Here is a 21,364-nt window from a genome sequence, read left to right as displayed (position 1 = left end):
GCCTAGCCTGGAGGCATGCACGATCACGCCCCTGCCCCCGGCGGCATCCGCGGCGCCGGAAACCGCCGCCTGCTTGCCATCTCGCTCGCACTGACCGCCACGATCATGGTGGTGCAGGTGATCGGCGCGATCCTGTCGGGGTCCCTGGCGCTGCTGGCCGATGCGGCGCACATGTTCACCGACTCGTCCGCGCTGGTGATCGCGCTGATCGCCAGCATCGTCGCGGCGCGCCCGGCCGATGACCGCCGCACCTTCGGCTACCAGCGGGCCGAGGTCTTCGGCGCGCTGATCAACGCCATCATCCTGATCGTGCTGATGGTGGTCGTCGCCGTACAGGGCGTCGGGCGGCTGATCGACCCGGGTGACGCCGAGGTCGCCGGACCGCTGATGCTGATCGTCGCCGTCATCGGCATGCTCGCCAACGCCGTGTCGATGTGGCTGCTGAGCGCAGCGCAGAAGACCAGCATCAACGTGCGGGGCGCATACCTGGAGGTCATGGGTGACCTGATCGGCTCGGCGTTCGTGATCATCGCCGCCGTGGTGATCGTGACGACGGGGTGGATGCCGGCTGACGCGATCGCCTCGTTGCTGATTGCGGCGATGATCCTGCCGCGCGCGATCTCGCTGCTGCGCGAGGTGTTCTCGGTGCTCGCCGAGTCGGCACCCAAGGGCATGGCGGTGAGCGAGATCCGCACGCACCTGAAGGTGTATGACGGGGTCGTCGACGTGCACGACGTGCACGTGTGGCAGCTGACGCGTGGCGCACCGGTGTTCACCGCGCACGTCGCGGTCGACCCCGCGGTGCTCGCGCAGGGGCGCTCGGCGCAGTTGCTGCAGGAGCTGCAGTCGTGCCTGGCCGATCATTTCGACGTCGAGCACTCGACGTTCCAGCTCGAACCCGCCGGGCATGACGAGTGCGAGGCGACGCACGCCTGAGCGTGCCACCTGGTCGGCTCAGCTCTCGCGCCGCACGTCATCCGGTGTCTTGTCGGGGCGCAGGCCCCGCCAGCGCGAGTGGCGCAGCACCCCGGCGGGCGACCAGTTCGCGAACTCCACCTCGCCGACCAGCGTCGGTCGCACCCACAGTGCGTCGCGGCGGTCGGCGTCCGGAACGCCGTCGAGTGGCGGATGCTCGATGCGCAGCGGCTGCAGGCGCTGGTCGAGGTCGCGCAGCATCCGATCGGTGAAGCCGGTGCCCACGCGGCCGACGTACCGCAGCCGGCCGGCCTCGTCGGGCACGGCGAGCAGCAGCGAGCCGATGCCACCCGCGCGGTTTCCCTGCCCCGGGCGGATGCCGACGATGACCACCTCTTGTGTCTGCGTGTTCTTGATCTTCAGCCACGACGCTGAGCGGGTGCCGGCGCGGTAGGGAGACGCGGGGTTCTTGATGACGATGCCCTCCAGGCCGTAGTCGCGGCTGAGTGCCAGAGCCGCGTCGAGGTCGTCGAACACCGGCGGCACCTGCACGCGCGCGTCGAGATCCGACGCGAGGCGTTCGAGCAGTTCGCGCCGCTGCCGCAGTGGCAGACCGGTGAGATCGTGTCCGTCCAGGCGCAGCAGGTCGAACAGCACGTAGATCACCGGCGTGCGCACGACCTCGCGTTCGATCTCGCGGGGTCGGGTGAGGTGCATCCGGTCCTGCAAACGGGCGAAGCTCGGGCGTCCCTGCGTGTCGAAGGCGACGATCTCGCCGTCGACGACGGCGTCGGATGCTGGCAGGTCGGGCGCCCCGTCGGCGGTGAGCTCCGGGTAGCGCGACGTGATGTCGGTGCCGCTGCGGGCCCGCAGGGTGAAACGGCCACCGGCATCCGAGGCCTGCCACGTGCCGATGGCGCGGATGCCGTCCCACTTGACTTCTGCCCAGGCGGGCGTTCCGAAGGCGCGCGCAAGACCCGGCGTGCCGGGCTCGCAGAGCATCGGAGCCGGTGCGGCGGGCGCTTCTGCCGGAGCCGGCCGGTGTGCTGCGGCGGACGAGGCGGATGCCATCCGGTGCAGCAGCCACTGCGACTTCTCGCCCTCGCCGGTGGTGCGGATCAGGGCGAGCCGTGCGGTTCCGAGCCGGCCGCCGGTCTGCCCCGTGAACGTGCCGATCACCTCGTCATCGCGCCACTTCTCAATGGTCACGGTGCCGGTGTCCCATACCGTCATCGACCCGGCGCCGTACTCGCCGCGGGGGATCTCACCCTCGAAGTCGAGGTACTGCAGCGGATGCGGCTCGGTCATCACCGCGAGGTGGTTCTCGGTGCCGGACGTGGGGATGCCCTTCGGCACCGCCCAGCTGACCAGCACGCCGTCGCGCTCGATGCGCAAGTCGTGGTGCACGCGCCGAGCGTGGTGCTCCTGCACCACGAACCGTGTCGTACCGGCGGGGGAGGCCCCGGCTGTGGTCGGCATGGGCTCGGGGGTGCGGGCCGCGTCGCGTTTGGCGAGATAGGCGGCCAGCGCAGCCGGGGCGGGGGCCAGGGTGGCCAATGGGTCGAGCCCGGCGTCGACCCGTTCGAGCACCTCGGTGAATTCCAGCTGCCGCAGATGCGGGTCGTCGAGCTCGTGCCACTCACGGGGCGCGGCGACCCAGGGGTGCGCGCGCCCGCGCAGGGAGTACGGCGAGATGGTCGTCTTGGCGGCGTTGTTCTGGCTCCAGTCGATGAACACCCGACCGGGCCGCGCCGACTTCGCCATCACATGCGTGGCGAGATCGGGGTGGTCGGCCTCGAGCAGTCGGGCGAGTTCCTTCGCGACGGCCGAGACCTCGGCGCTGCTCTGCAGACCGGTTCCATCGGCGGCAGCCGGCAGCGATGCGTAGAGGTGGATGCCCTTGCTGCCACTGGTCACGGGGATCGGCGCCAACCCCATCCCGACCAGGACGTCGCGGGCAAGGCGCGCCACCTCAGCGCACTCGGCAAGTCCGGCGCCCGGCCCCGGATCGAGGTCGAGCACCAGCCGATCGGGGTTCGCCCGCTGCCCGGACGGCGAGAACCGCCACTGCGGCACGTGCAGTTCGAGCGCGGCGACCTGGGCGAACCAGGCGAGGGTGGCGACATCGTCGGCGAGCGGATACTGCTTCGGGCCGTCGGAGTGCTCGATCGGCAGGTGCCGCACCCAGTCCGGCGCGCCGGGTTCGAGCTGTTTCGTGAAGAAGCTCGGCTCGGGGGCATCCGCTGTGCCCACACCGCCCACCCAGCGCTTGCGGGTCACCGGACGCCCCCGCAGATGCGGCAGCATCACCGGGGCGACCCGAGTGGCGTACGCGAGCACCTCGCCCTTGGTCGTGCCGGTGGCGGGATAGACGATCTTGTCGAGGTTTGTCACGCGCAGGCGGCGGCCGTCGATCTGCACGACCTGCCCGGTGCCCGCCATGCAGAAAGGGTAGCCGCCTGCGTGGCCCTGGTGTGTACTGGTGCCATGAGGAGCATCTGGAAGGGCTCACTGACCTTCGGGCTCGTGAACGTGCCCGTGAAGGTGTACTCGGCGATCGAGGATCACGATGTCTCGCTGCACCAGGTACACGACGAGGACGGCGGGCGCATCCGCTACCACCGCGTGTGCGAAGTGTGCGGTCAGACGGTCGCGTACGCCAACATCGACCGCGCCTACGTCGACGAGGGGCAGACGATCGTGCTCACGAAGGATGATCTGGCGGCGCTGCCCGCCGAACGCAACCGCGAGATCGATGTGGTCGAGTTCGTGCCCAGCGATCAGGTGGATCTGCTGCTGCTCGACCGGCCGTACTACGTCGAACCCGATTCGAACTCGTCGAAGGCGTATGTGCTGCTGCGCCAGACGCTGCAGAAGACCGATCGCACCGCGATCGTGCGCTTCACGCTGCGGCAGAAGACGCGTCTGGCGGCGTTGCGGGTGCGCGGCGACGTGCTCGTGCTGCAGACACTGCTGTGGGCCGATGAGGTGCGCGAGGCGGCGTTTCCCGCGCTGGAGGAGGACGTCACGATCAGCGACAAGGAACTCGAGCTGTCGGCGGCGCTGGTCGACAGCTACTCGGCCGATTTCTCACCCGAGGAGTTCGTCGACGAGTACCAGAACGAGCTGCGCACGCTGATCGACGCGAAGATCGAGGCGGGCGAGGGCTTTGAGGTGACCGAGACGTTCGGCGAGATGGGCGAGGCAGGCGGCGGCGAAGTCATCGACCTGATGGAGGCGCTGCGCGCGAGCGTCGAACGCACGAAGGCTGAGCGCGCAGCAGCGGCGGAGGCGGCTGCGCCGCAGGCCAAGGACGCCGGCTGAGTCAGCTCGGGTCGTCCACCGATGCGTCGGCCGCGGCGGCCTTCTTCGCACGGTGCCGCTCGACGAGGTAGTGCCAGCCGGTGACGATGATCGTGCCGCCCACGGCGACGAGCAGGATCAGGTCGATGTACTCCACGACGAACTCCGACACCCAGGGGATGTACGCGATGAGGTAGCCGAACATCGTCAGCCCGAAGCCCCACAGCAGAGCGCCGATCAGGTTGTACAGCGAGTACCGCTTCCAGGGCATGTGTCCGACGCCGGCGGCGACAGGGGCGAACGTGCGCACGATCGGCACGAAGCGGGCCAGGATGATCGTGATGCCGCCGAAACGCTCGAAGAAGGCGTTGGTGCGGTCGACGTTCGTGCGGCTGAAAAGACCTGATTCCTTGCGCTCGAACACGGCGGGTCCGCCCTTGTGCCCGATGAAGTACCCGACCTCGCCGCCGACGAACGCCGACAGGGCGATCAGCAGCGACACCGGCCAGATGTTCATACCGAAGATGTCGTTGGTGTGCGTCAGCAGACCCGAGATGATCAGCAGAGTGTCACCGGGCAGCAGGAAGCCCACCAGCAGGCCGGTCTCGGCGAAGACGATGAAGCACACGACGAGCAGCGCCCAGGGGCCGGCCGCTTCGATGATGACGGCGGGATCGAGCCAGTCGGGGAGGATGCTCGCCGGAGCCGTCAGTGCGGAGTGGAGCAAGAGGGTTCCCGTCGTCGGATGTCAGCGGTCCGCCGGACGGCGGACCGGGCCCGTCACGGCCCGGTGATCCGCGCGTCGGCACCGGTGCGGAAGGTGGGACTTGAACCCACACACTCGAAAGCACAGGAACCTAAATCCTGCGTGTCTACCAATTCCACCACTCCCGCGCAGGCACAAGTCTACTGGCGGGAGCGGTGCTCGTTTCCGTCTATCCGCTGGAAATCGTGCCGAGAGCTCCGCGGCTGTGGATAACTTCTGCGCCCGGATCGCGGGTTCTGTCAGGATGCCTGCGTGAGTCATCCGTCTGTGATCGTCGCCGAGAGGGTGCGGCGCCGCCTGCGCCTGGAGCAGACTGACCCGTCGGCGCAGCCCGATGAAGCCAGGCGCATCGCGCAGACCGAGGTGCGGCGCCACAACGATCAGGCGCTGCAGCGCGGCGGGACGATGATCGACGACGAGGCGGCGCTCGTGCGCGACGTGCTCGCGTCGGTATCGGGGTTCGGAGTTCTGCAGCCGCTGCTCGATGACGACACGGTCGAAGAGATCTGGTTGAACGGCCCCGACCGGGTGTTCGTGGCCCGCGGCGGAAGTACCGAGCGCATCGACCTGGCGCTGTCGGATGCCATGGTGCGCGAACTTGTCGAGCGGATGCTGCAGTCGACCGGCCGCCGCGTGGATGTCAGCCAGCCCTTCGTTGACGCCTCACTACCCGATGGCTCACGGCTGCACGTGGCCATCGCCGATGTCGTACGCGGTTCGATCGCCCTGAACACGGGTAATAACTAAACCGAAGCCTTGCCTACGCTTGACAGCTACCCTGGGCGGGTGACTCGAATCCCTGAGACCCGGCCATCCGATGTGATCGTGGCGGGGTGGGGTGAGTGCGGGCGTTTACTGCGCATCAGCGCGGTCGGGACAGTCGCTGTGATGCGACGGCAGAAGTCGATGCGGTATCTGTTCATGATCGTGATGCCGCTGCTGGCTATCGAGATGGTCGTACTCTCCGTTCTGACCGGATCAGCCATGGTGGCGTTCGTCATGATCGGACTGATGATCGCAACGTTCCTGGGAATCACGACCGCGCACACAGTGTGGCGTCTCATCGACCCGCGACGGCTCGTCTTCCTGTCACACGACCGTCGGGCCGTACTCGACGTGCGATTCAAACGCAACGGCACCATCGAGCCCAGCAACCACGGACGACTCAGGAACACCACCCAAGCCCCCGGACTACGAGAGCACGTGGCGGCATGGCTTCGCACACTCGACGGGTTCGCATTCAGGATCCGCGCGCAGAACACCAAGGTCGCTGAGATCTACTCAGCACAGTTCCCCGGACTTGTCGCTGGCACGCCCGACCCGCTTGGAAGGGTGCCGCTGACCTTGATGCAGGCGGGCGATGGCCATGGATGAGTTCGGTCAGCCCCGATGCCCAGGTGACGGGATCGCGATGCGCGACACCCCGGACGCGTTCGTCTGCCCATACTGCGGGTATCGGATCGAGATCGAACCGGTGGACATGCCGTCAGGGTTCGACGGGCCCGACATCGACGACTGGCGTCCCCGCCCCGGCGTATAGTCCCGCCCGTGTCCTCCCGCCCACTCGACCCGCTCACCACCCTCTCAGTGGAGCTCTCGGCGACGATGTCCCGCAACCGGTACACCACCGACCCCGGCCCGGTGATCGCCGAGCTGCAAGGCCTCGCCGGCGAACACCCGGAATTGCTCGCCGAAGAAGCCGGACTGTGGGCCGGGTTCAACGAAGCCGACCCGCACAGCGCCGCACTCGTCGACGCGCTCAAGACGATCGGGACACCCGCGGCGATCGCGGTCGGCCGTGAGCGCTCGACGGCAGGGTCGCACTCCACACCCCCGCTAATCTGAGAGCATGCTCACCGGTGTCATCCGCCCCATCGAAACCCGCACGATCGACGTTGAAGCGGACACCCTCGAAGCCCTCGACGCGGCGGTGCGTGCCGCCACGCCTGCAGGGTGGGAGCGGACCGGGCCACGTGAGATCAGCCGCCGCGACGGCATCCGCGAGATCCAAGCGCAAGACCTCGACGCGATGGCAGCGCTGGTACCGGACGGGTGGCAGCTGCTGAGCATCCGCCGCTCCTAGAGAACGACGAAACGCCCCTCCCCGACCGAAGTCGGAGAGGGGCGTCGTCGTATCAGGATGTCAGCGGCGGCGTGCGAGAGCGGCCTGCAAGTCCGCGTTCTGCTCGTCGGGGTCGAGCCGTGCGAAGTCCGCGAGGATCTCATCCTTCGTCGGAGCGCCGTACAGCGGCTGCTTCGGGAGGCCGATCAGCCAGCCGAGCTTCGGGTGAACGTACGTCTCGAAGATGCGCGCGAGGAAGTACCAGAGCGCGGAGGCGCCGAGCATCAGCACGGCGGTGATCTGCGGGGCAACCTCGGGGTCGAGGGGCACGCCGAGGCTGACGAGCCAGCCGATGACGATGCCGGCCAGCCACGGCACGTACGTGCGCACCAGGGAATCGAACAGATCCTTCATGAGTCCTTCTTTCGTTCGAGGTGGGTGACACGGTCGGCGAGTGCGCGATGTGCCTCTCGGTCGCCGCGGATCTCGGCACGCATGCCGCCGAAGTCCTTGGCGAGAGTCTTGATTTGGTCGGTGAAGTTGTCGCTGAGGTCGTCGATCCACCGCTTCGTCTCCGCGTGGCGGGAATCGTTCTCCTCGCGCATGTTTGTGTCGTGGGTGTTCTCGACCTGCCACCGTGCTGCACTGACGTCGCGCTTGACCTTCCCGAGTCGGACGCCGAGCAGCCCGATCAGCGCGAGGATGATCGCCTGCCCGGCGGTGATGATCGTGACCAGTACGCCTTCAGTCACCCGAACACCGCCGGCAACAGCGGAGCGATGATCGCGGCGAGCACGATCGCAAGCAGGACACCGCCAGCGACGAACTCCCCGCGTGCGTACATCCGGGGTCGCTTCTGGCCGTGCTGGATGTTGCGGCGGCGGGTCATGACAGCCACCCGTCGACGACGTCGCGCAGCGCTTCCAGGTCGGCCCGGGGCACCGTCACCATCCCGTCCACGACAGGCGCGAGCAGTGCGTTCGCGCCAGCGATGATGCGGTCATGGTCGAGCGTCCCGGGGCATTCGGTGGCGACGTAGTGACTGTGCGGGAAGATGTTGCGCTCCCACACCAACTGCTTGATCCCGATACGCCGCGCGATATCCGCAACCAGACGGATCGACGCCTCATAGGTCGCGTCCGTGACCGGCTTGCCAGGGCCACCCTCGTGCTCGATCGTGATGCCAGTCGCGTTCGCGTCGGTGTCGCCGTTGGTGTGCGCGTAGTCGGCCTCGCGGACGTACTGGTGCACGGCGCCGTCGGCGCCGATGCCGTACTGCGACGACGCCCCAGTGCCGCGGCCGTTCTTGATCGTCCCCGGCTGCTGGAAATGCGCATCCGTCCCCGCGAGGGACGACGGCGAGCCGAACCAATGCAGGTCGATGTGGTCCTTCCGCCGTGCCGGCGCCTGGCCGTTGTTGAAGTTCGGTGAGCCGACCCACTTCGCGTCCTTGTAGTCGACCGGCTGGTCCTTCCACGGGGCGGCCGGGTCGAGCACCGACCCCTCCGGTGTACTGGGCGGCGTGGCAGGACGGAACGACCTGCCAGCGTTGAGATGCCGCTGTGTCTTCCGCCAGGTGTCGGGCCCCTCCTCGCCGTCGACCTTCGCGCCGACGACAGCCTGCAGCGCACGGATCGTGCCCGCACCGCGGATGCCATCGACGACGACGCCAAGCTGCTCCTGCAGGTGACGGTTCGTGTCCGGGCCGTCGACACCGTCGATCTTCGCGCCGACCGCGTGCTGTAGCTTCGCGATCGTTCGCACCCCCGGGTCGCCGTCCTCCGTGATCGGGAAGCCGACTGCGTCGGAGATCACGCCCCAGATGCCGTCGGCGGTGAGACGGTTCGCTTTCTGCCAGGCCTTGATCTTGCGGTCCGTGTCCGGGCCGTGGATGTCGTCGGGTTCCGCGCCAACGAGGCGCTGAATGTCCTTCGTCGGCCGGGAGGTCTGGTTCCACCCGCCCGTGCTGATGCCGCCGGCGACAGCGCCGCCCACGACCGCGTCGCGAGTGAATGCGCGCCATACGCCGGCGGTGGTCGCGTCGCCGTTGATCTCGATGTGCAGGTGCGGGCCGGTGGAGCGGCCCGTGTTGCCGACGACACCGATCTTCGTCCCGGCGCGCACGCGCGTCCCGACAGGTGGGCAGGCGGCGTGCGACGGCATGTGCGCGTAGCCGACTTCCTTGCCGTTGAGGTCGTAGCGCACCCAGATCTGAAAGCCACCGTTGATCTTCCAGTTGCGGTGGTAGACGACGCCGTCGCCGGACGCGGGGATCGGAGTGCCCTCCCGCTGCGCGAAGTCGACCCCGCTGTGGCCGGCGTAGGTGGCCGGGTTGCCGAACGGCATCGGGAGCTTGGACATGATGGGGTTTCCTTCCGGGTACGACGAAGGCCCCACGCAACGGCGGGGCCTGAGATGTCTGAGTGGGGGGCGTGAAGCTACGAGGATGCGATGACGGTGATCCGGTTGTCCTTCTCCGCGCAGAACACTGCTGCGCCGAGGGTGAGCGTGCCCGTCATCGACACGGCCGGCGTCGCGATCGGGTTGTCGTCGTCGTCAAGATCACCGTCGAGGTACACCGTCAGCGGCGACACGGACGCGACCGTCCCGGCCATCAGCTTCGGCATGAGGGTGTAGTACCGCCACAGCACCCGCACCTTACGGATCAGCTCGGCCAGACCAGCGTTCATCCGACTTCCCTCCACTCGGCTTGCACGTCGGTGAACTCGTCGAAGGTGAACCGCATCCGCTGCACCGTCGCCAACCGGCGGCGCCCGTCCTCCGGGGTGAACCCGACCAGGTCATGCGCCTCGAGTGGGAGCATCGCGTGGTCGAGCTTCAACGTCGCGACGCGGTCTCGAAGGTCGCGCAGCTTCCGCTCGGCGAGCTGGTCGATCACCGCCTGCGACTCCGCCTCGACGCCGGTTTCCTTGTGGGGAATCCACCGGCCCGGCTGGGAGCCCTTCGCCCGGTTCTGGTAGCTGAACGGCGAGGTCGGATCGGTGTCACGGGCGATGCCGACCAGCGGCACCTCATCGGAGGCGGCGGACCCGATCAGGATGACCTTGTTCGGCACCGACGTGAGGTCCTGCTCCCGCGCCCAGTCCGGGAAGTGCAGGGACGTTTCACCGTGCTCGAACTCGTGTGCCGGGGGTCGGTCCTCGGGTCGCGTGTACGGCTCGATCCGGAAGAGCCCGCTGCGGTCGCACCGCAGCGACCAGTAGCCGATGGACGTGAGCAGCGTGTTGATGACCTCCAGCTTCGACGTCGCCGCCTCGAACGTCAGCGGACCAGCGAGCACCGACGACGACGGGGTCGCCGCGATGCGTGTCTCCCCGGTGGAGGTGAGTAGGTCGACGGCCGCCTGAACGACCGGTGTCCCGGCCGGGAGGGTCAGGCGGGCGTCGAGGGCGTCCTCCTGGACGACGTTCATCTTCGTCAGCAGGGTGATGTCGTACCCGACGACCCCGAACTCGGAGTGGCGTTCCTTCGGCTGGGAGAACAGGAACACCCCGAACGGCCACGATTCGGCGCCCTTGTGGAAGGTGGCGCGCACCCGGTTGGACATGAAGTCCGGCACCTTGGACGGGTCAGAAGCATCGAAGCTCAACGCTCCTGAGCCGCCCAATGGTGACTGTGCGACGATCTCCGCGTGCCCGCCGGTCACACCCCGCAACATGTCCTTCTTGCGGTCCTGGGAGTCGAGCAGCTCGAACGACCAACGCACCAGCATCTCAGGCTCCCTCTTTCTTCGCCTCCGTGAACTGGAAGCTGAATCCCCAGAACGCGTTCCACGGCCGGAACTCGCCCGGGTCGTAAGTGCCCGCGTGCTGGCGGTGCAGCTGCGGGTCCTTGGGGGCCCCGTAGCGGCGGTGCCCATCCGGGGTGCGCAGCAGGAACAGCGCCTCGGGATTCTCGATCAGCTCGACAAGCTCATCCGGAGTGGCGCACTCCTCGATGAACGTGCGGTCGGTGACACGGCCGCCAACTTGCCAGACACGGGTGAGTCTCTCGCTGCTGTAGGCGGTGGGTTCTTCGCTCCCTGCGTAGTGCTTCAGAGCGCGACCCCGGCCAGGGGCGCGGGAGATGTCCGGGTTCATCGGCAGTCGGCATGTTTCGCCGAACCCGACACCGCCGGACAGCCAGATCGCGATCGACCTTGCCTCGACGGTGATCTCCGTGACCGCTGTCGCACCCTCCACCGTTGTTGCGATGGCACGGTACAGGGTGTCCCCGTAGGAGAGGGATTCCCAGTCGATGAGGGTGACGCCGTCAGGTGACGGGGTGTCGCCGAGCACGCTCTCCCACGTCTGCCCGTCGATGGAGCGTTCGAGGGTGAAGTGCGTGGGGCTGGTCGGGATGGGCTCGACTGCGAGCCTGTCTCCGACCTCCACGATGCGGCCCTCGTCGGCGCCCGTCTCGACGTAGGGCCGGTCGTGCTCGTCAAAACCGATGTTCGTTGGCATGACTGTCCCCTTTCAGCGCTACGGCAGGATGGACGCGAGATACCCGCTGATCAGGTCGTGCGCCGCACTGTTGAAGTGCGTCCCGTCGCCCCCGAGTGGCCCGACGTCCACCCGGAACCGCCCAGTGTCGTCGGCGTCCTGGATCACCGATGACGTGTCGGCGAGCAGGTCGACCGGGTGTCCCGCCTGGCCGATGCGCACCGTGGCCGGGTCTGTCGAACCGGGAGACGGTACGCCAGACAGCAAAGGTGCGCCGTCACGCAGCCAGGCGTTCACCTCCGGCCTGTTGTTCGTGGCTGGGGTCTGCCCTTCGAGCGTCGTGAATCCATCCGTTGACGAGACGAAGCACGGTGTGATCGTGCAGGCGATCAGTTGCTCGATCTCGTCGAAGGATCGGATCTGTTGCCAGTAGCTCACAGCGTTCTGCATGGCTGTGGCCGCGGAGGTATTCACGTCGTTGACGCCCATTGCCGACAGCACGTGGGTGCCGAACGGGAGAACCTGCCCGAGCCGTTGGTTGAACACTGCCGGGTAGTGGTACCAGCCTTCCCCGCCCATTGCGGACTTCACCGCGGCCCGCACCGTTCCTCGCGCCCACCGTTCGAGGTGGCTGTTCGAGGTCATGGTGATTGAGTCACCTGTGAGCACCCATGATGGGAAAGTTCCTGGCCCGAGGATAGCCGCGGGTCGCATGGAAGGCTTCAAAAGGCCGGTGGAGTACGTGGAGTCCACGACAGTCGCTTGACCGCCGAGGATGTACCCCGGGTCAACGCCGCTGATCCAGGTATTCGGTGACACTTGCACTGCCCCTCCGGTGTCGGAGTTGCCCCACACGTTCACCGTTACCTCGCTCCCCGCCGGGATGGTGACGGGGATCGGATCGGATTCAATGATGACGACTTCCCCGGATGCGGTGATCGGGAACGACGTTTCCGGTTGGCCGTCGAAGGTCACCGGGACGAATGCGCCAGCCCCGACACGGATAGCCGCGCGAACGGTGGCTGTGGAGGTGACAGTGCCGCCGAGTGCGGGCTTCGACAGCACCCAACGCACGACAGGGCTCTCCACTGCCGAGACGACCGTGTGCTTCGTGCCAACAGTGGTTCCCCCTGCCGAGACATTGCCTGGCCGGTCGGTCGTGCTGAGCATCGTCGCAACGTTCCGCAAAGGCCCAGTCGGCTCCGGGTCGGGCGCGGTACCCTCGGTCGCGGCGAGCAACAGCAACATCACGCCACCCCCGCCGAGACTGCTGCGTCCATCATCTGCCCCGCCGTGAGTGCGGTGCCCGCGAGCACGAACCCGTAGTTGACATCGGCGTTGTCGCCCGCGTTTCCGTACGAGACGCCGATAGCCGCCTTCCAGGTCGGCTGCGGGTCAGCGATCGGGGACGCCAGCCCGCTGGCAGTCTTCACCGGTGCCCCATCGAGGTAGACGGTTACCGTTCCGTTGTCGAAGGTGAACCCGACAAGATGCGGGTCGGTGTCGAAGGGGACGAATCCGCCCTGATGCGTGCCGGAGAGAGTCGCGGCGGCGGCGTGACTGAGATCGTCCGCGGACGGGGCCATCTTCACGCCCCATCCCAGGTTCTTCCCCAAAAGCGTAGGGCTGGCAACGGTGTTGTCGACCCGTCGAACCAGGATCATCACGGTTGCCTGAGTCTGCCCTTCAATGGTGGTGTTGGGGAGGTTCACGTAGTTGCTGGTCGAGGAAGCCATCGAAGAAGGGGCATCCGCCATGCCGGGGCGTCCAAACGTCGGGGTACCGTTGACCGTCAGCGTCCCGCCCGCCGTGCCGATATTCGGCACCGTCGTCGCACCCGCAGAGTCATCCAACACCGCAAGGTACTGGGGAGCGTAGGACAGCAACCTGTCACGCAACGGCACAACCACACCCGTCGTCGTCACCGGCACGACCGCCCCCGCCGAGGTCTTCCCCGACGAGTCGCGCACCTCATGCTGGCACTGATACGTCGTAGACGCCGACAGGCCCGACACCACCAACTGCGGAGACGCCTGCCACGCCGACCAAGTCACCCCGTTGTCGGTCGAGAAACGGAACGGAGACGCGTGCAACGCCACATCATCCGACGCCCCCGTGACCGTCAACGTGAACCCCGCATCGCTGATCGAAGAAGCCGACAGCGTGCCAGCGGTAGGAGCAGTCTCGTCACCCGGCACCGGATTGCTGACCGCGTACAGTCGCCACCCGGACGACAACCGCACCGCCACCCACGTCTCACCATCAGCAACCGGCTGACCCTCAACCGTGCCCGCCGTCCCAGCCCAGACGATCGCGACCTGCGCGCCCGGGTACCCGTCCAGCGTCACCACAGGCGACGCCCCCCCGGTGAGCTCGTACACGTGCTCGTGCTGCACCCCCAACGTCACAGCCCCCGCAACGGTCTGCTGATGCAACCCCGTCGTCACGATCTCACTACGCGCCATCTCAGACTCCTACTTCCGTGTACCAGGCGCCGCCCTCGAAGACAGCACCGCCATATTCCTCAGCCGCAACAGACAGCACCACGCCACCCTGCGACTCATCCCAGACACCAGTGATCACCGGCGGGCCGGGCGGGATGAACGCGACCTCAAACGCGACCGTCGTCCACGCCGAGAGCACGTCCCCAGCCGCGGCACGCACCCGCACCTCGTAGAACCCTTCTGGAAGACGAGATGTCAGCGTGATCGACGTGGCAGCACCGTCACCCTGACGGGACTCGATGACGTCACCCTCAGAGAGCAGTTCGAGCTCCCACGACGACTGCGGGTGCGCTTGCGCCTGAAAGAACGTCCACTCCACGGGCAGCGTCGACGCATCCCAGATCGTGGCCGGTTGAATCACCGCAACGCCGGGCGGGTCGATGACCTCGAACACCGCGGTCGCTGACCACGGCGACCAGTCCGGGTGCGCACCCTTCGTCCGCGCCTCCCATTCGAAATGGTCAGTCGCCAGGGCCACGGTCACACTGTCCGCAGTCGTCCCGCTGATCGTCGTCCACACACCACCCACCGGGCGGTGACGCGCCTCGAACGCAGACTGCGGTGACGAGTCGACAGGGTTATGCACCCACGACAGCACCACGTCCTCATCCGACGGCGCAGTGCCCCCATTCGGGGACAGCGACACGGGCGCGTTCGGAGGCGAGATCAACTGGATGACGTTGGAGTACCCCGACCACGCCGAGTACAGCGTCGTCGAACCAGCGCCGCCCGAAGCGACCCGGGCCCGTGCGCGGTAATTGTGCGGGATCGCCGGGTTCGGCGCCACGTGGTCCCACGGCAGGCTCGACTCAGGTAGCGCCGAGACGACCGTGGCGCCGTCATCCTGAAGGTCCAGATGCGTCCCGTACCCGCCCATCGACACCGCCACGCGAATGTCATCACCGGACGTGCGGGCCGCGGTCGGTGTAGACGGAGCCTTCGGTGTCGTCCGCACCGTCACACTGTTCGACTGAGCCGACTCGCCCGCAGCAGCAATACCACGCACCGCATACTCGTACTCGTGCTCAGCCGACGTCGTCGTATCCGTGAACGTCCACAGGTTCCCCGACGGTGTCGCGACACGCTCCCACGACCCGCCATCCGTACGACGGTTGATCCCAACCTTCGTATACGTCGAATGCCGTGACCACTGCAACGTGTGCTGCGTGTCCGACACACGCGTCACCGTCAACCCCGACGGCGGAATCGGGATCGTATCCGTGTAGAAACTGCCCGACAGCGACGCCGAACCGAACACACCAGCCGGACCATGCGACGCGGAGTAGTTGACCTGCAACTCACCCGACGACGAATGCGACTTCCACCCCGTCGTGCCCGACGCGATCTCGATGTACGACTGTCCGCCACGGAAGTCCAGGTGATGCCCGCCAGACCAGCTGTCACCCTCGACGTTGACCGCGTACGGGTCGTTGTCGAGCCGGTAGGTCAGCTTGTTCCGGTCCGGGTTGTACGCCCGCAACCACCACGAGTACCGCGACCGGTTGTTCGCGATATCCAGCGACGACCGCCACACGTACAGGCGCAGGTAGAACGCCGGCCGCCCAGAATAGGCGTCCTTCTTCGTGCCGTTATTCGTCGCCATCAGGCACCACCCGGGCGTCGAACACGACCTCACCAGCGTCGTTCAGCACGTACCCGCCGTCGGCCCGGGCCGCATCACGCACGGCATCATCGAGCACGCCGTCGCCGCCCGTGAGGCGACCAGCCGCGTTGAAGATCCGGTAGCCCATCGGGCACCTCCAAACTCCCGCACCGCGGGGACGACAAAGGGGGCCAGCCCTGATGGACTGACCCCCTACGAACAGGCGGGGCTAGTGGAACGGCAGCTCGGAAGCCACCTGGCCGGCCGACGGCAACGCCTCTTCGAGACGCCCGTCGATCAGCCGCACGATGCCGTCCGGGCCGATCTCGCCCCGCACCTGAAGCGGCAGACCGGACAGTGCGGCCACGAAAGCGGCCACCATGTCCGACATCGACGGAGCACGCGTCACGTTCGACGCGGACGCCGCCGTCGTACGTGCCACGGGCAACGTCGTATCTGGAAGCGCCCGCAGAGGGTAGATGGGCCCACCCTCGGCACGGCCAGGGAACAAACCAGCGAACTCGCCGTCGCGGAGCGCCTTCCTGATGCGGAACATGCCCTCGTGGCCGCCCGCAGCCGAGACTTCCTGAGCAGTGACGACGTGCTCGTTGTTCGAAAGTCGGTACAGGCCCGCCGTATCTGACGTGCCCGTGCCTGGTCCGAACACCGGCCCGCCGCGGGCGCGGCCAGGCCAATCGATGCCCCCGCCAACACTCGACGACGGAACACTCTGTGTTCCGGGGTACATCTTCGTGATGATCGCCGCTGTGCGGGTGCGCGCCAGGTTGTTGAGCGCGTTCTCGACGCTGGAGACTCCGGACGCGGTGACCTTCACCTTCCCGTCCGGGAGGTGCGTGATCTCGAAGCCCATCGCTTCCAGTTCTTTGATGATCCCGGCGATCGACTTGCCGTCCTCGACGACGAACGAACCGTCTGGAGTGGCAAGGACTTGCTGCGCCAGCTCGATCAGCTGCTGCTTCTGAACCTCGATGGAGCCGTCATCCGTGATCAGGAATGAGACCACCTCAGGCGTGTCGAGCATCGTCTGCACGAGCCCGTCAACCTGCTCCTGCGAGAGCCCCGATTCCTTCGCGATCGAGCGCAGCTTGTCGATGTATGGCTGTGCGACCTCCGTCGCCCGCTCAGTGCTGACACCGGTCTCTCCGCGCTTCTTCGCCAGAGTGTCCTCGGCGAGGATCGCGTCGAGCATCTGGTCATTCAGCCGTGAGACCTGGTCATGCAGGTTGATCCCTGCGCGGGTGGTGGTGTCGATCTCACCTGTCGCGGACACCAGCGACTTGGCGAGCTTGCTGCCGTTCTCGTCGGTGGCGGCGAACGCTTCCGACAGGTTCAGTGCTTGCTCGTTCAGATCGCGGGTCAGCTCGGCCTGCGTCTTCGTGCCACCGTTGAGCTCATCCAGCGCCTGCTTCAGCGCCTGCAGGCGCTCCGTAGCGTCGCGGGTGATGTCGCGGGCGATATCAAGAGCGGCGTTGAGGCGGGAGTTGGACCTCTCAGCCTCTGTCATCGCCGCGGCGGCCTCACGCTCGGCGCGCGCCTTTTCGCGTACCTCGCGTGCCGCGATCTCGCTAGCCTCTGCGTACGACTTGACCGTATCTTCGAGGTTCGCGATGTCCTGCGAAGCGACTTCCCTGGCCGCCTGATCGGACTCGAGCGCCTTCTGGACGACAGCCATCGCATCCGCGTTGCCCAGCATCGCCTCGGTGACGGTCTCCAGATCCAAGCCGAGCTTCTTCGCCGTGTCGCCCACGCTGTTCGACTCGAACCACAGGAACGAGGTCTTCGTCTCCAGTGCGGCCTCGGCGACCTTCCGCGTCGCTTCGGACATGTCCGCAGCCGCACCAACGAGCGTGTCCTTATACGCGGCGACCCGCTCACGCGTCAGCTTCGCCTGCTCAGCTTGAGCTGACAATGCCGCGGTCAGGATCGCTGCGGCCGTCGAGACCCCGAGGATGATCATGCCGACAGGGTTCGAGATGAATGCGGCCTTCAGGCTGTTGCCGAGTCCGGTCGCCGCTTTTCCAGCAACGCCGAAGGTGCCAGCGAGGCGCCCCGTGTTGCCTTCCATCCCGGCGAGGGCACGCTGTACAGCGGCCTGCTCGCCGATCCGGCGGACACCATCGACAAACCCCTGCAGCGCGGGAGCCCCCGAGCGCATGGCCGCGTAGACGGCGACGGCAGCGGCGGCGGTCGCCAGCATCGGCGACGGGATCGCGGAGATCATGTCCACGAGCGGGCCGGCCACAGCGGTCACCGCGCGGATGCCGCCAGCCACCACAGGAAGCGCCGCATTCAGCGCCCCCGACATGGTCGTGGCGAGCTCCACCGTGACTGGCAGGAGCGGCTTGAACTCGCCGAGAAGCGCACCGAGCTCCGCGCGAAGCTGAGGAGAAGCGAGCGCGGCAGCGGCGATCGCGCCGGGCAGAGGGCCGAATGCGGGAACGAACTTCCCCAAGACAGGGATCGAGGCCAACAGTTGGCTGTTCACACCGAGAACGGCGCCAGCCAGAGCCGCGAGGGCGGGCGCATGGTCAGCCATGCTGTCCAGCGCACGATCCAGGCGTGACGAGTCCCAGGAGTTCACCTGAACGCGCGCCTCGTCGAGCGTCGCCGTCAGATCCGCGAATGCGGGCATCGCCCGACTCGTGAGCGTCGACACGACGGGCGCCACGTGCCCCTCAACGGCGCGCATGACGTCAGCTACTTGGTTTCCCCAGTCGACGGCGAGGCCGCCGCCGTTCTTCGACACGAACGGCTCAGCCAGCGCAGCTCCGATGTCGCGCGATGCGGCGTTGATCCGGTCGACGGTGCCAGCGAAGGTGCCCTTGACGTTCGCGGCAGCGCCGTCGAACTTCTCCTTCATGCCGGCGACGAGAGCATCGACAGCCTCGGTCGCGCCCAGGGTGCCGGCGGAGATCTCCGACTTGATCTGGGCGCCCGTCTTGCCCATCTGCGAGCCGATGAGCTCGGCAGCGTTCACACCTCGCTGACCGAACTGCAGCAGGTCCTGGCCCGTGATCTTCCCGGCAGCTTGAATCTGCGCGAGGATGAACACCAGGTCGCCGAGCTGCTGGTTCGAGCCGCCGACAGCGGCGACCGCGTCCTGCATCGCGTCGAGAGTCGGGATGACCTTCCCGGCCTCCATGCCGAACCCGATGAGTTGCTGCTGAGCAGTGATGAACACCGACTTCGAGAACGGCGACGTGCGCGCAAACGCGTCCAGCTTGTCCATCTGCGCGTTCGCCTGCTCAGCGCCACCGACCAGCGTCTTCAGCGCGGCACGCGATGTCTGCTGCAGCTGGTTGTACGCGACACCTGTGCGGATCAGGCTGGTGACGTAGACGGCCGCCGCGGCAGACGCCACCCCCACCGTCGTCGCTGCGCCGCGGAACGTCGCCGCGGCAGTCTTGCCGAGCTTCGACACCTGCGCGTCGGCGTTGGTGAGCTTGTCGTGGAACCGGTCAAGGTCACGATTCGCGGTCGACACACCACCGAGCTGGATGGTCGCGACAAGATCAGCGGCAGAGAACGACACAGGTCACCTCACTTCTGCAGGGCCCTCGCAAGCCGGGTCTCAGGGATGTCGAGGAGCGCGATGATCTGCCACCGAAGCCACCTCCATGGGCGGTCGATGGCGTCGAGGTCGTAGGCGTCGATCCGCGGGAACGTCGCCAGGTCGGCGAGGATGTACCGATCCCAGTTGCCAAACACCGCCCGCCAGACGGTCCGTTCCGGGATGCCGTCCGGTTGCTTCGGGTCCGGCTTCTTGCTCGCCGCCTGGATCAGTTCTTGGAACCAGGCGGGATACTCGTAGCGCTCGTAGCGTCCGGTGCGGGGGTCTCGCTCGCCTCGTCCGAACTGAGCAATGTCTGCAACAGTCCGAAAGCGTGCGAGAGCCCGTTGCGCTCCATCAGCAGTGAGAGCGCTTTTGGGTAGCCACCAAGGCTCTCGTTCAGGAGCATGTTGACGAGGTCGATGCCGCCACCCTGCACGTTCCAGAAGAACGCGGCGTTGACGACGGCCTCCGACTCTTTCCAGCGGAGTTGCTCATCGATGAGCGGCCAGTTCTCTTCGCCGACGGCGAGCTTGCCCATCATCTCGGCCTGATCTTCGGGGAGTTCGGCCTGTCCGAAGGCGATGCCCGCGTGGAGGGCCTGCAGTGCGGCGCCCTGCTTGGCGGGGAGCGGTTTGATCGTGATGCGAGTGAAGTCGTCGTCGGTCTCGTCACCGAGGTCGATGATGAGCTTGCGGCCGCGCTCGTATGCGTTGATGTTCATGGGTGTCTCCTTGGAATCGGTGGGGTGATGTGCGGGGCTGTCGAGCTGTGACAGCCCCGCACGCCTGGGTGCTACGGAGTGAGCACCGGGTTGGCGATCGGGAGGATCGGGCCGGCAGCGGCGAACGAGAACGCATCCCAGCCGGGGCCCTGCGCGCCGTTCTCCGGGCGGGAGTCGCGCGTCACGAGGAACAGGCCCTCGTACGCGTCGGAAGCGCCCAGTGCGTCGTACCAGCGCAGGTACACGAGGTTGTCCTTGCCGGTCTTGTCCGACGCGTTCTTGAGGATCAGCCACTCGGGCTGGAACTCGCCGGCCTCGTCACGGATCTTCAGGATGTTGAACGCGGCGGTCGGCGCCGAACCGACCTTCGCCTGCGCCTGCTGCCCCTTGTTCGCATAGGTGGTGATGTCCTGCAGCTGTGCGGGGAACTGCGGGTTGAACTGGTTGATGTCGGGCACATTGACGTATGCCTTCTCGGCCGGCGCGACGGGAACGGTGGCGACGTCGACGATGTACTCGTACGACTGTGCAACGTCGCCGACAGTGGGCGTCACGGTTGCGTAATCGGTCATGCTGTTTCCTTCCAGGGGGAACGACGAAAGCCCCCACAGGGGTGTGGAGGCTTATGGGGTGGTGCCGCGCCTGGCGGCTATCCCGCGGCGGGGACGTAAGGGAGCGGCGCCAAGCCGGTCAACTGCCAGTTCGAGGTGAACTCGAAGCCCGTGCGGGATTGCCCGAGTGGGCTGAACGACCGGTACTGCCCGTGGACCTTCACGCCGCCGAGATCGAGGCGTTTCCGGTCGATCAGGTCGTGCAGGCTGTCGAACAACTGCAACCCCTCGAACGGGTGACCCTGCAGCCGGTACTTGATCTGCACCATTGCCGATGACAGCCGCCGGTCTGCGGTGGGGGACAAGCCGGTGCCGTCGGGGAGGTACAGCGACACCGCGATGATCTCCGGTGGTTGCTCGGGGAACGAGTGCACGACGATTCCGCGCTCCTCGTCCGTGAAGACGCCGTTCTCGCGGTAGGTGCCGAGGCCAGCGGTGTGTAGAGCGCGGGCGAGTCCCTCAATGACGGCGGGGTGGAATGACATCAGCCCACCTCCCGCCGGATCTCGGTCGCGACGACAGCCATGAGCTTGCTCTCCAGCTCGATCGCAGGGCGTTCGAGGAACTTGGCGCTCGCGCCGGGGTTGTGGTCGGCGCGGAAGTTCATGTGGAGGCCCTCGTGCACGGCGACGCCGTAATTGAAGCCGTCGGGGGAGGTGGCGCTGTACGTGACGGCGGCTTCGAGTTCGGCGGGCGATGCTTCGTGCACTGTGCCGGAACGGGAAAGGTCGCCACTGTCCCAGGGCACCCGCGTCTGAGACTCGGCAAGCAGAGCGCGGGCGGCACGGGTCAGCCCCCGGGCGCCGCCGGTGCGGATTCGACGTATCGCTTCGTCGCCTCGCCAGTTGACCGCCACATCG

General features: G+C 67.0%; 25 protein-coding genes and 1 tRNA gene. 6 read left to right on the top strand and 20 right to left on the bottom strand.

Annotated elements, in window-relative coordinates; all coding sequences use genetic code 11:
- Positions 1-15: 15 nt before the first annotated feature.
- Complete coding sequence (locus PTQ19_RS10515; RefSeq protein ID WP_179410384.1) at positions 16-936, top strand: cation diffusion facilitator family transporter; 921 nt, start codon at positions 16-18, stop codon at positions 934-936.
- Positions 937-954: 18 nt separating this feature from the next.
- Here the strand turns inward: PTQ19_RS10515 and PTQ19_RS10510 are convergent, their stop codons facing one another.
- On the bottom strand, positions 955-3,357 hold the full coding sequence (locus PTQ19_RS10510; RefSeq protein WP_274367293.1) for an ATP-dependent DNA ligase: 2,403 nt from the start codon (positions 3,355-3,357) through the stop codon (positions 955-957).
- Between the two features lie 45 nt (positions 3,358-3,402).
- Here PTQ19_RS10510 and PTQ19_RS10505 point away from each other — a divergent pair, with 45 nt between their 5' ends.
- Positions 3,403-4,239, top strand: a complete 837-nt coding sequence (locus tag PTQ19_RS10505; RefSeq protein WP_274367292.1) for a Ku protein — start codon at positions 3,403-3,405, stop codon at positions 4,237-4,239.
- 1 nt (position 4,240) lies between these two features.
- Here PTQ19_RS10505 and PTQ19_RS10500 read toward each other — a convergent pair whose 3' ends face one another.
- Entirely contained in the window at positions 4,241-4,945 is a 705-nt protein-coding gene (locus tag PTQ19_RS10500; RefSeq protein ID WP_179410387.1) for a DedA family protein, read from the bottom strand.
- Positions 4,946-5,030: 85 nt separating this feature from the next.
- A tRNA-Leu gene (locus PTQ19_RS10495) sits at positions 5,031-5,112 on the bottom strand.
- 124 nt (positions 5,113-5,236) lie between these two features.
- Between PTQ19_RS10495 and PTQ19_RS10490 the strand changes: the two genes are divergently transcribed.
- The 4 genes from PTQ19_RS10490 (at position 5,237) to PTQ19_RS10475 (ending at position 7,067) form a co-directional block, all read left to right on the top strand.
- Complete coding sequence (locus PTQ19_RS10490) at positions 5,237-5,731, top strand: ATPase, T2SS/T4P/T4SS family (protein WP_274367291.1); 495 nt, start codon at positions 5,237-5,239, stop codon at positions 5,729-5,731.
- A 39-nt stretch (positions 5,732-5,770) separates the two neighbouring features.
- Positions 5,771-6,358, top strand: coding sequence for a hypothetical protein (locus tag PTQ19_RS10485; protein WP_274367290.1), 588 nt, complete (start codon positions 5,771-5,773; stop codon positions 6,356-6,358).
- A gap of 174 nt (positions 6,359-6,532) precedes the next feature.
- Positions 6,533-6,829: a hypothetical protein gene (locus PTQ19_RS10480; RefSeq protein WP_274367289.1), complete on the top strand. Its 297-nt coding sequence runs from the start codon at positions 6,533-6,535 to the stop codon at positions 6,827-6,829.
- A 4-nt stretch (positions 6,830-6,833) separates the two neighbouring features.
- Positions 6,834-7,067, top strand: coding sequence for a hypothetical protein (locus PTQ19_RS10475; RefSeq protein WP_274367288.1), 234 nt, complete (start codon positions 6,834-6,836; stop codon positions 7,065-7,067).
- A gap of 60 nt (positions 7,068-7,127) precedes the next feature.
- Here PTQ19_RS10475 and PTQ19_RS10470 read toward each other — a convergent pair whose 3' ends face one another.
- The 17 genes from PTQ19_RS10470 to PTQ19_RS10390 all read right to left on the bottom strand — a co-directional run bounded on the left by PTQ19_RS10470 (position 7,128) and on the right by PTQ19_RS10390 (position 21,360).
- Positions 7,128-7,460 (bottom strand): hypothetical protein, encoded by a 333-nt coding sequence (locus tag PTQ19_RS10470; protein WP_274367287.1) that lies wholly within the window; start codon positions 7,458-7,460, stop codon positions 7,128-7,130.
- Positions 7,457-7,798: a hypothetical protein gene (locus PTQ19_RS10465; protein ID WP_274367286.1), complete on the bottom strand. Its 342-nt coding sequence runs from the start codon at positions 7,796-7,798 to the stop codon at positions 7,457-7,459. Before PTQ19_RS10465 ends, PTQ19_RS10470 begins: the two co-directional genes overlap by 4 nt.
- Positions 7,795-7,935, bottom strand: a complete 141-nt coding sequence (locus tag PTQ19_RS10460; RefSeq protein ID WP_274367285.1) for a hypothetical protein — start codon at positions 7,933-7,935, stop codon at positions 7,795-7,797. The genes PTQ19_RS10465 and PTQ19_RS10460 overlap by 4 nt, the downstream gene beginning before the upstream one ends.
- Positions 7,932-9,407 (bottom strand): peptidoglycan DD-metalloendopeptidase family protein, encoded by a 1,476-nt coding sequence (locus PTQ19_RS10455; protein ID WP_274367284.1) that lies wholly within the window; start codon positions 9,405-9,407, stop codon positions 7,932-7,934. The genes PTQ19_RS10460 and PTQ19_RS10455 overlap by 4 nt, the downstream gene beginning before the upstream one ends.
- A 77-nt stretch (positions 9,408-9,484) precedes the next feature.
- Positions 9,485-9,736 carry a hypothetical protein gene (locus PTQ19_RS10450; protein WP_274367283.1) on the bottom strand — a complete coding sequence of 84 codons (252 nt, stop codon included), beginning with the start codon at positions 9,734-9,736 and terminating at the stop codon, positions 9,485-9,487.
- The gene (locus tag PTQ19_RS10445; protein ID WP_274367282.1) at positions 9,733-10,779 is read right to left on the bottom strand and encodes a hypothetical protein; all 1,047 of its coding nucleotides are present in this window, start codon (positions 10,777-10,779) and stop codon (positions 9,733-9,735) included. The genes PTQ19_RS10450 and PTQ19_RS10445 overlap by 4 nt, the downstream gene beginning before the upstream one ends.
- Before the next feature lies 1 nt (position 10,780).
- Positions 10,781-11,512 carry a hypothetical protein gene (locus tag PTQ19_RS10440; protein ID WP_274367281.1) on the bottom strand — a complete coding sequence of 244 codons (732 nt, stop codon included), beginning with the start codon at positions 11,510-11,512 and terminating at the stop codon, positions 10,781-10,783.
- An 18-nt stretch (positions 11,513-11,530) separates the two neighbouring features.
- Positions 11,531-12,661, bottom strand: a complete 1,131-nt coding sequence (locus PTQ19_RS10435) for an SGNH/GDSL hydrolase family protein (protein WP_274367280.1) — start codon at positions 12,659-12,661, stop codon at positions 11,531-11,533.
- Between the two features lie 77 nt (positions 12,662-12,738).
- Entirely contained in the window at positions 12,739-13,956 is a 1,218-nt protein-coding gene (locus PTQ19_RS10430; RefSeq protein WP_274367279.1) for a hypothetical protein, read from the bottom strand.
- A 1-nt stretch (position 13,957) separates the two neighbouring features.
- Complete coding sequence (locus tag PTQ19_RS10425; protein ID WP_274367278.1) at positions 13,958-15,598, bottom strand: fibronectin type III domain-containing protein; 1,641 nt, start codon at positions 15,596-15,598, stop codon at positions 13,958-13,960.
- A complete protein-coding gene (locus PTQ19_RS10420) occupies positions 15,585-15,746 on the bottom strand; it encodes a hypothetical protein (RefSeq protein ID WP_274367277.1) in 162 nt (53 codons plus the stop codon). The genes PTQ19_RS10425 and PTQ19_RS10420 overlap by 14 nt, the downstream gene beginning before the upstream one ends.
- Before the next feature lie 81 nt (positions 15,747-15,827).
- Positions 15,828-19,151, bottom strand: coding sequence for a tape measure protein (locus PTQ19_RS10415; RefSeq protein WP_274367276.1), 3,324 nt, complete (start codon positions 19,149-19,151; stop codon positions 15,828-15,830).
- An 8-nt stretch (positions 19,152-19,159) separates the two neighbouring features.
- Positions 19,160-19,327 carry a hypothetical protein gene (locus PTQ19_RS10410; protein WP_274367275.1) on the bottom strand — a complete coding sequence of 56 codons (168 nt, stop codon included), beginning with the start codon at positions 19,325-19,327 and terminating at the stop codon, positions 19,160-19,162.
- Positions 19,328-19,398: 71 nt separating this feature from the next.
- On the bottom strand, positions 19,399-19,893 hold the full coding sequence (locus PTQ19_RS10405) for a hypothetical protein (protein WP_274367274.1): 495 nt from the start codon (positions 19,891-19,893) through the stop codon (positions 19,399-19,401).
- A 71-nt stretch (positions 19,894-19,964) separates the two neighbouring features.
- On the bottom strand, positions 19,965-20,465 hold the full coding sequence (locus tag PTQ19_RS10400) for a phage tail tube protein (protein WP_274367273.1): 501 nt from the start codon (positions 20,463-20,465) through the stop codon (positions 19,965-19,967).
- Positions 20,466-20,542: 77 nt separating this feature from the next.
- On the bottom strand, positions 20,543-20,989 hold the full coding sequence (locus tag PTQ19_RS10395) for a hypothetical protein (protein ID WP_274367272.1): 447 nt from the start codon (positions 20,987-20,989) through the stop codon (positions 20,543-20,545).
- A complete protein-coding gene (locus tag PTQ19_RS10390; RefSeq protein WP_274367271.1) occupies positions 20,989-21,360 on the bottom strand; it encodes a hypothetical protein in 372 nt (123 codons plus the stop codon). The genes PTQ19_RS10395 and PTQ19_RS10390 overlap by 1 nt, the downstream gene beginning before the upstream one ends.
- Between the last annotated feature and the right edge of the window lie 4 nt (positions 21,361-21,364).

It is taken from the genome of Microbacterium esteraromaticum, assembly GCF_028747645.1.
GTDB classification, from domain to species: Bacteria; Actinomycetota; Actinomycetes; order Actinomycetales; family Microbacteriaceae; genus Microbacterium; species Microbacterium esteraromaticum_C.
This window is presented reverse-complemented; position numbering and strand designations above follow the sequence as displayed.

Coding starts and splice junctions, on each gene's coding strand:
- PTQ19_RS10515 (WP_179410384.1), top strand. CDS start 16: ATGCACGATCACGCCCCTGCCCCCGGCGGCATCCGCGGCGCCGGAAAC.
- PTQ19_RS10510 (WP_274367293.1), bottom strand. CDS start 3,357: ATGGCGGGCACCGGGCAGGTCGTGCAGATCGACGGCCGCCGCCTGCGC.
- PTQ19_RS10505 (WP_274367292.1), top strand. CDS start 3,403: ATGAGGAGCATCTGGAAGGGCTCACTGACCTTCGGGCTCGTGAACGTG.
- PTQ19_RS10475 (WP_274367288.1), top strand. CDS start 6,834: ATGCTCACCGGTGTCATCCGCCCCATCGAAACCCGCACGATCGACGTT.
- PTQ19_RS10470 (WP_274367287.1), bottom strand. CDS start 7,460: ATGAAGGATCTGTTCGATTCCCTGGTGCGCACGTACGTGCCGTGGCTG.
- PTQ19_RS10460 (WP_274367285.1), bottom strand. CDS start 7,935: ATGACCCGCCGCCGCAACATCCAGCACGGCCAGAAGCGACCCCGGATG.
- PTQ19_RS10455 (WP_274367284.1), bottom strand. CDS start 9,407: ATGTCCAAGCTCCCGATGCCGTTCGGCAACCCGGCCACCTACGCCGGC.
- PTQ19_RS10450 (WP_274367283.1), bottom strand. CDS start 9,736: ATGAACGCTGGTCTGGCCGAGCTGATCCGTAAGGTGCGGGTGCTGTGG.
- PTQ19_RS10445 (WP_274367282.1), bottom strand. CDS start 10,779: ATGCTGGTGCGTTGGTCGTTCGAGCTGCTCGACTCCCAGGACCGCAAG.
- PTQ19_RS10440 (WP_274367281.1), bottom strand. CDS start 11,512: ATGCCAACGAACATCGGTTTTGACGAGCACGACCGGCCCTACGTCGAG.
- PTQ19_RS10435 (WP_274367280.1), bottom strand. CDS start 12,661: ATGCTCAGCACGACCGACCGGCCAGGCAATGTCTCGGCAGGGGGAACC.
- PTQ19_RS10430 (WP_274367279.1), bottom strand. CDS start 13,956: ATGGCGCGTAGTGAGATCGTGACGACGGGGTTGCATCAGCAGACCGTT.
- PTQ19_RS10425 (WP_274367278.1), bottom strand. CDS start 15,598: ATGGCGACGAATAACGGCACGAAGAAGGACGCCTATTCTGGGCGGCCG.
- PTQ19_RS10420 (WP_274367277.1), bottom strand. CDS start 15,746: ATGGGCTACCGGATCTTCAACGCGGCTGGTCGCCTCACGGGCGGCGAC.
- PTQ19_RS10405 (WP_274367274.1), bottom strand. CDS start 19,893: ATGAACATCAACGCATACGAGCGCGGCCGCAAGCTCATCATCGACCTC.
- PTQ19_RS10400 (WP_274367273.1), bottom strand. CDS start 20,465: ATGACCGATTACGCAACCGTGACGCCCACTGTCGGCGACGTTGCACAG.
- PTQ19_RS10395 (WP_274367272.1), bottom strand. CDS start 20,989: ATGTCATTCCACCCCGCCGTCATTGAGGGACTCGCCCGCGCTCTACAC.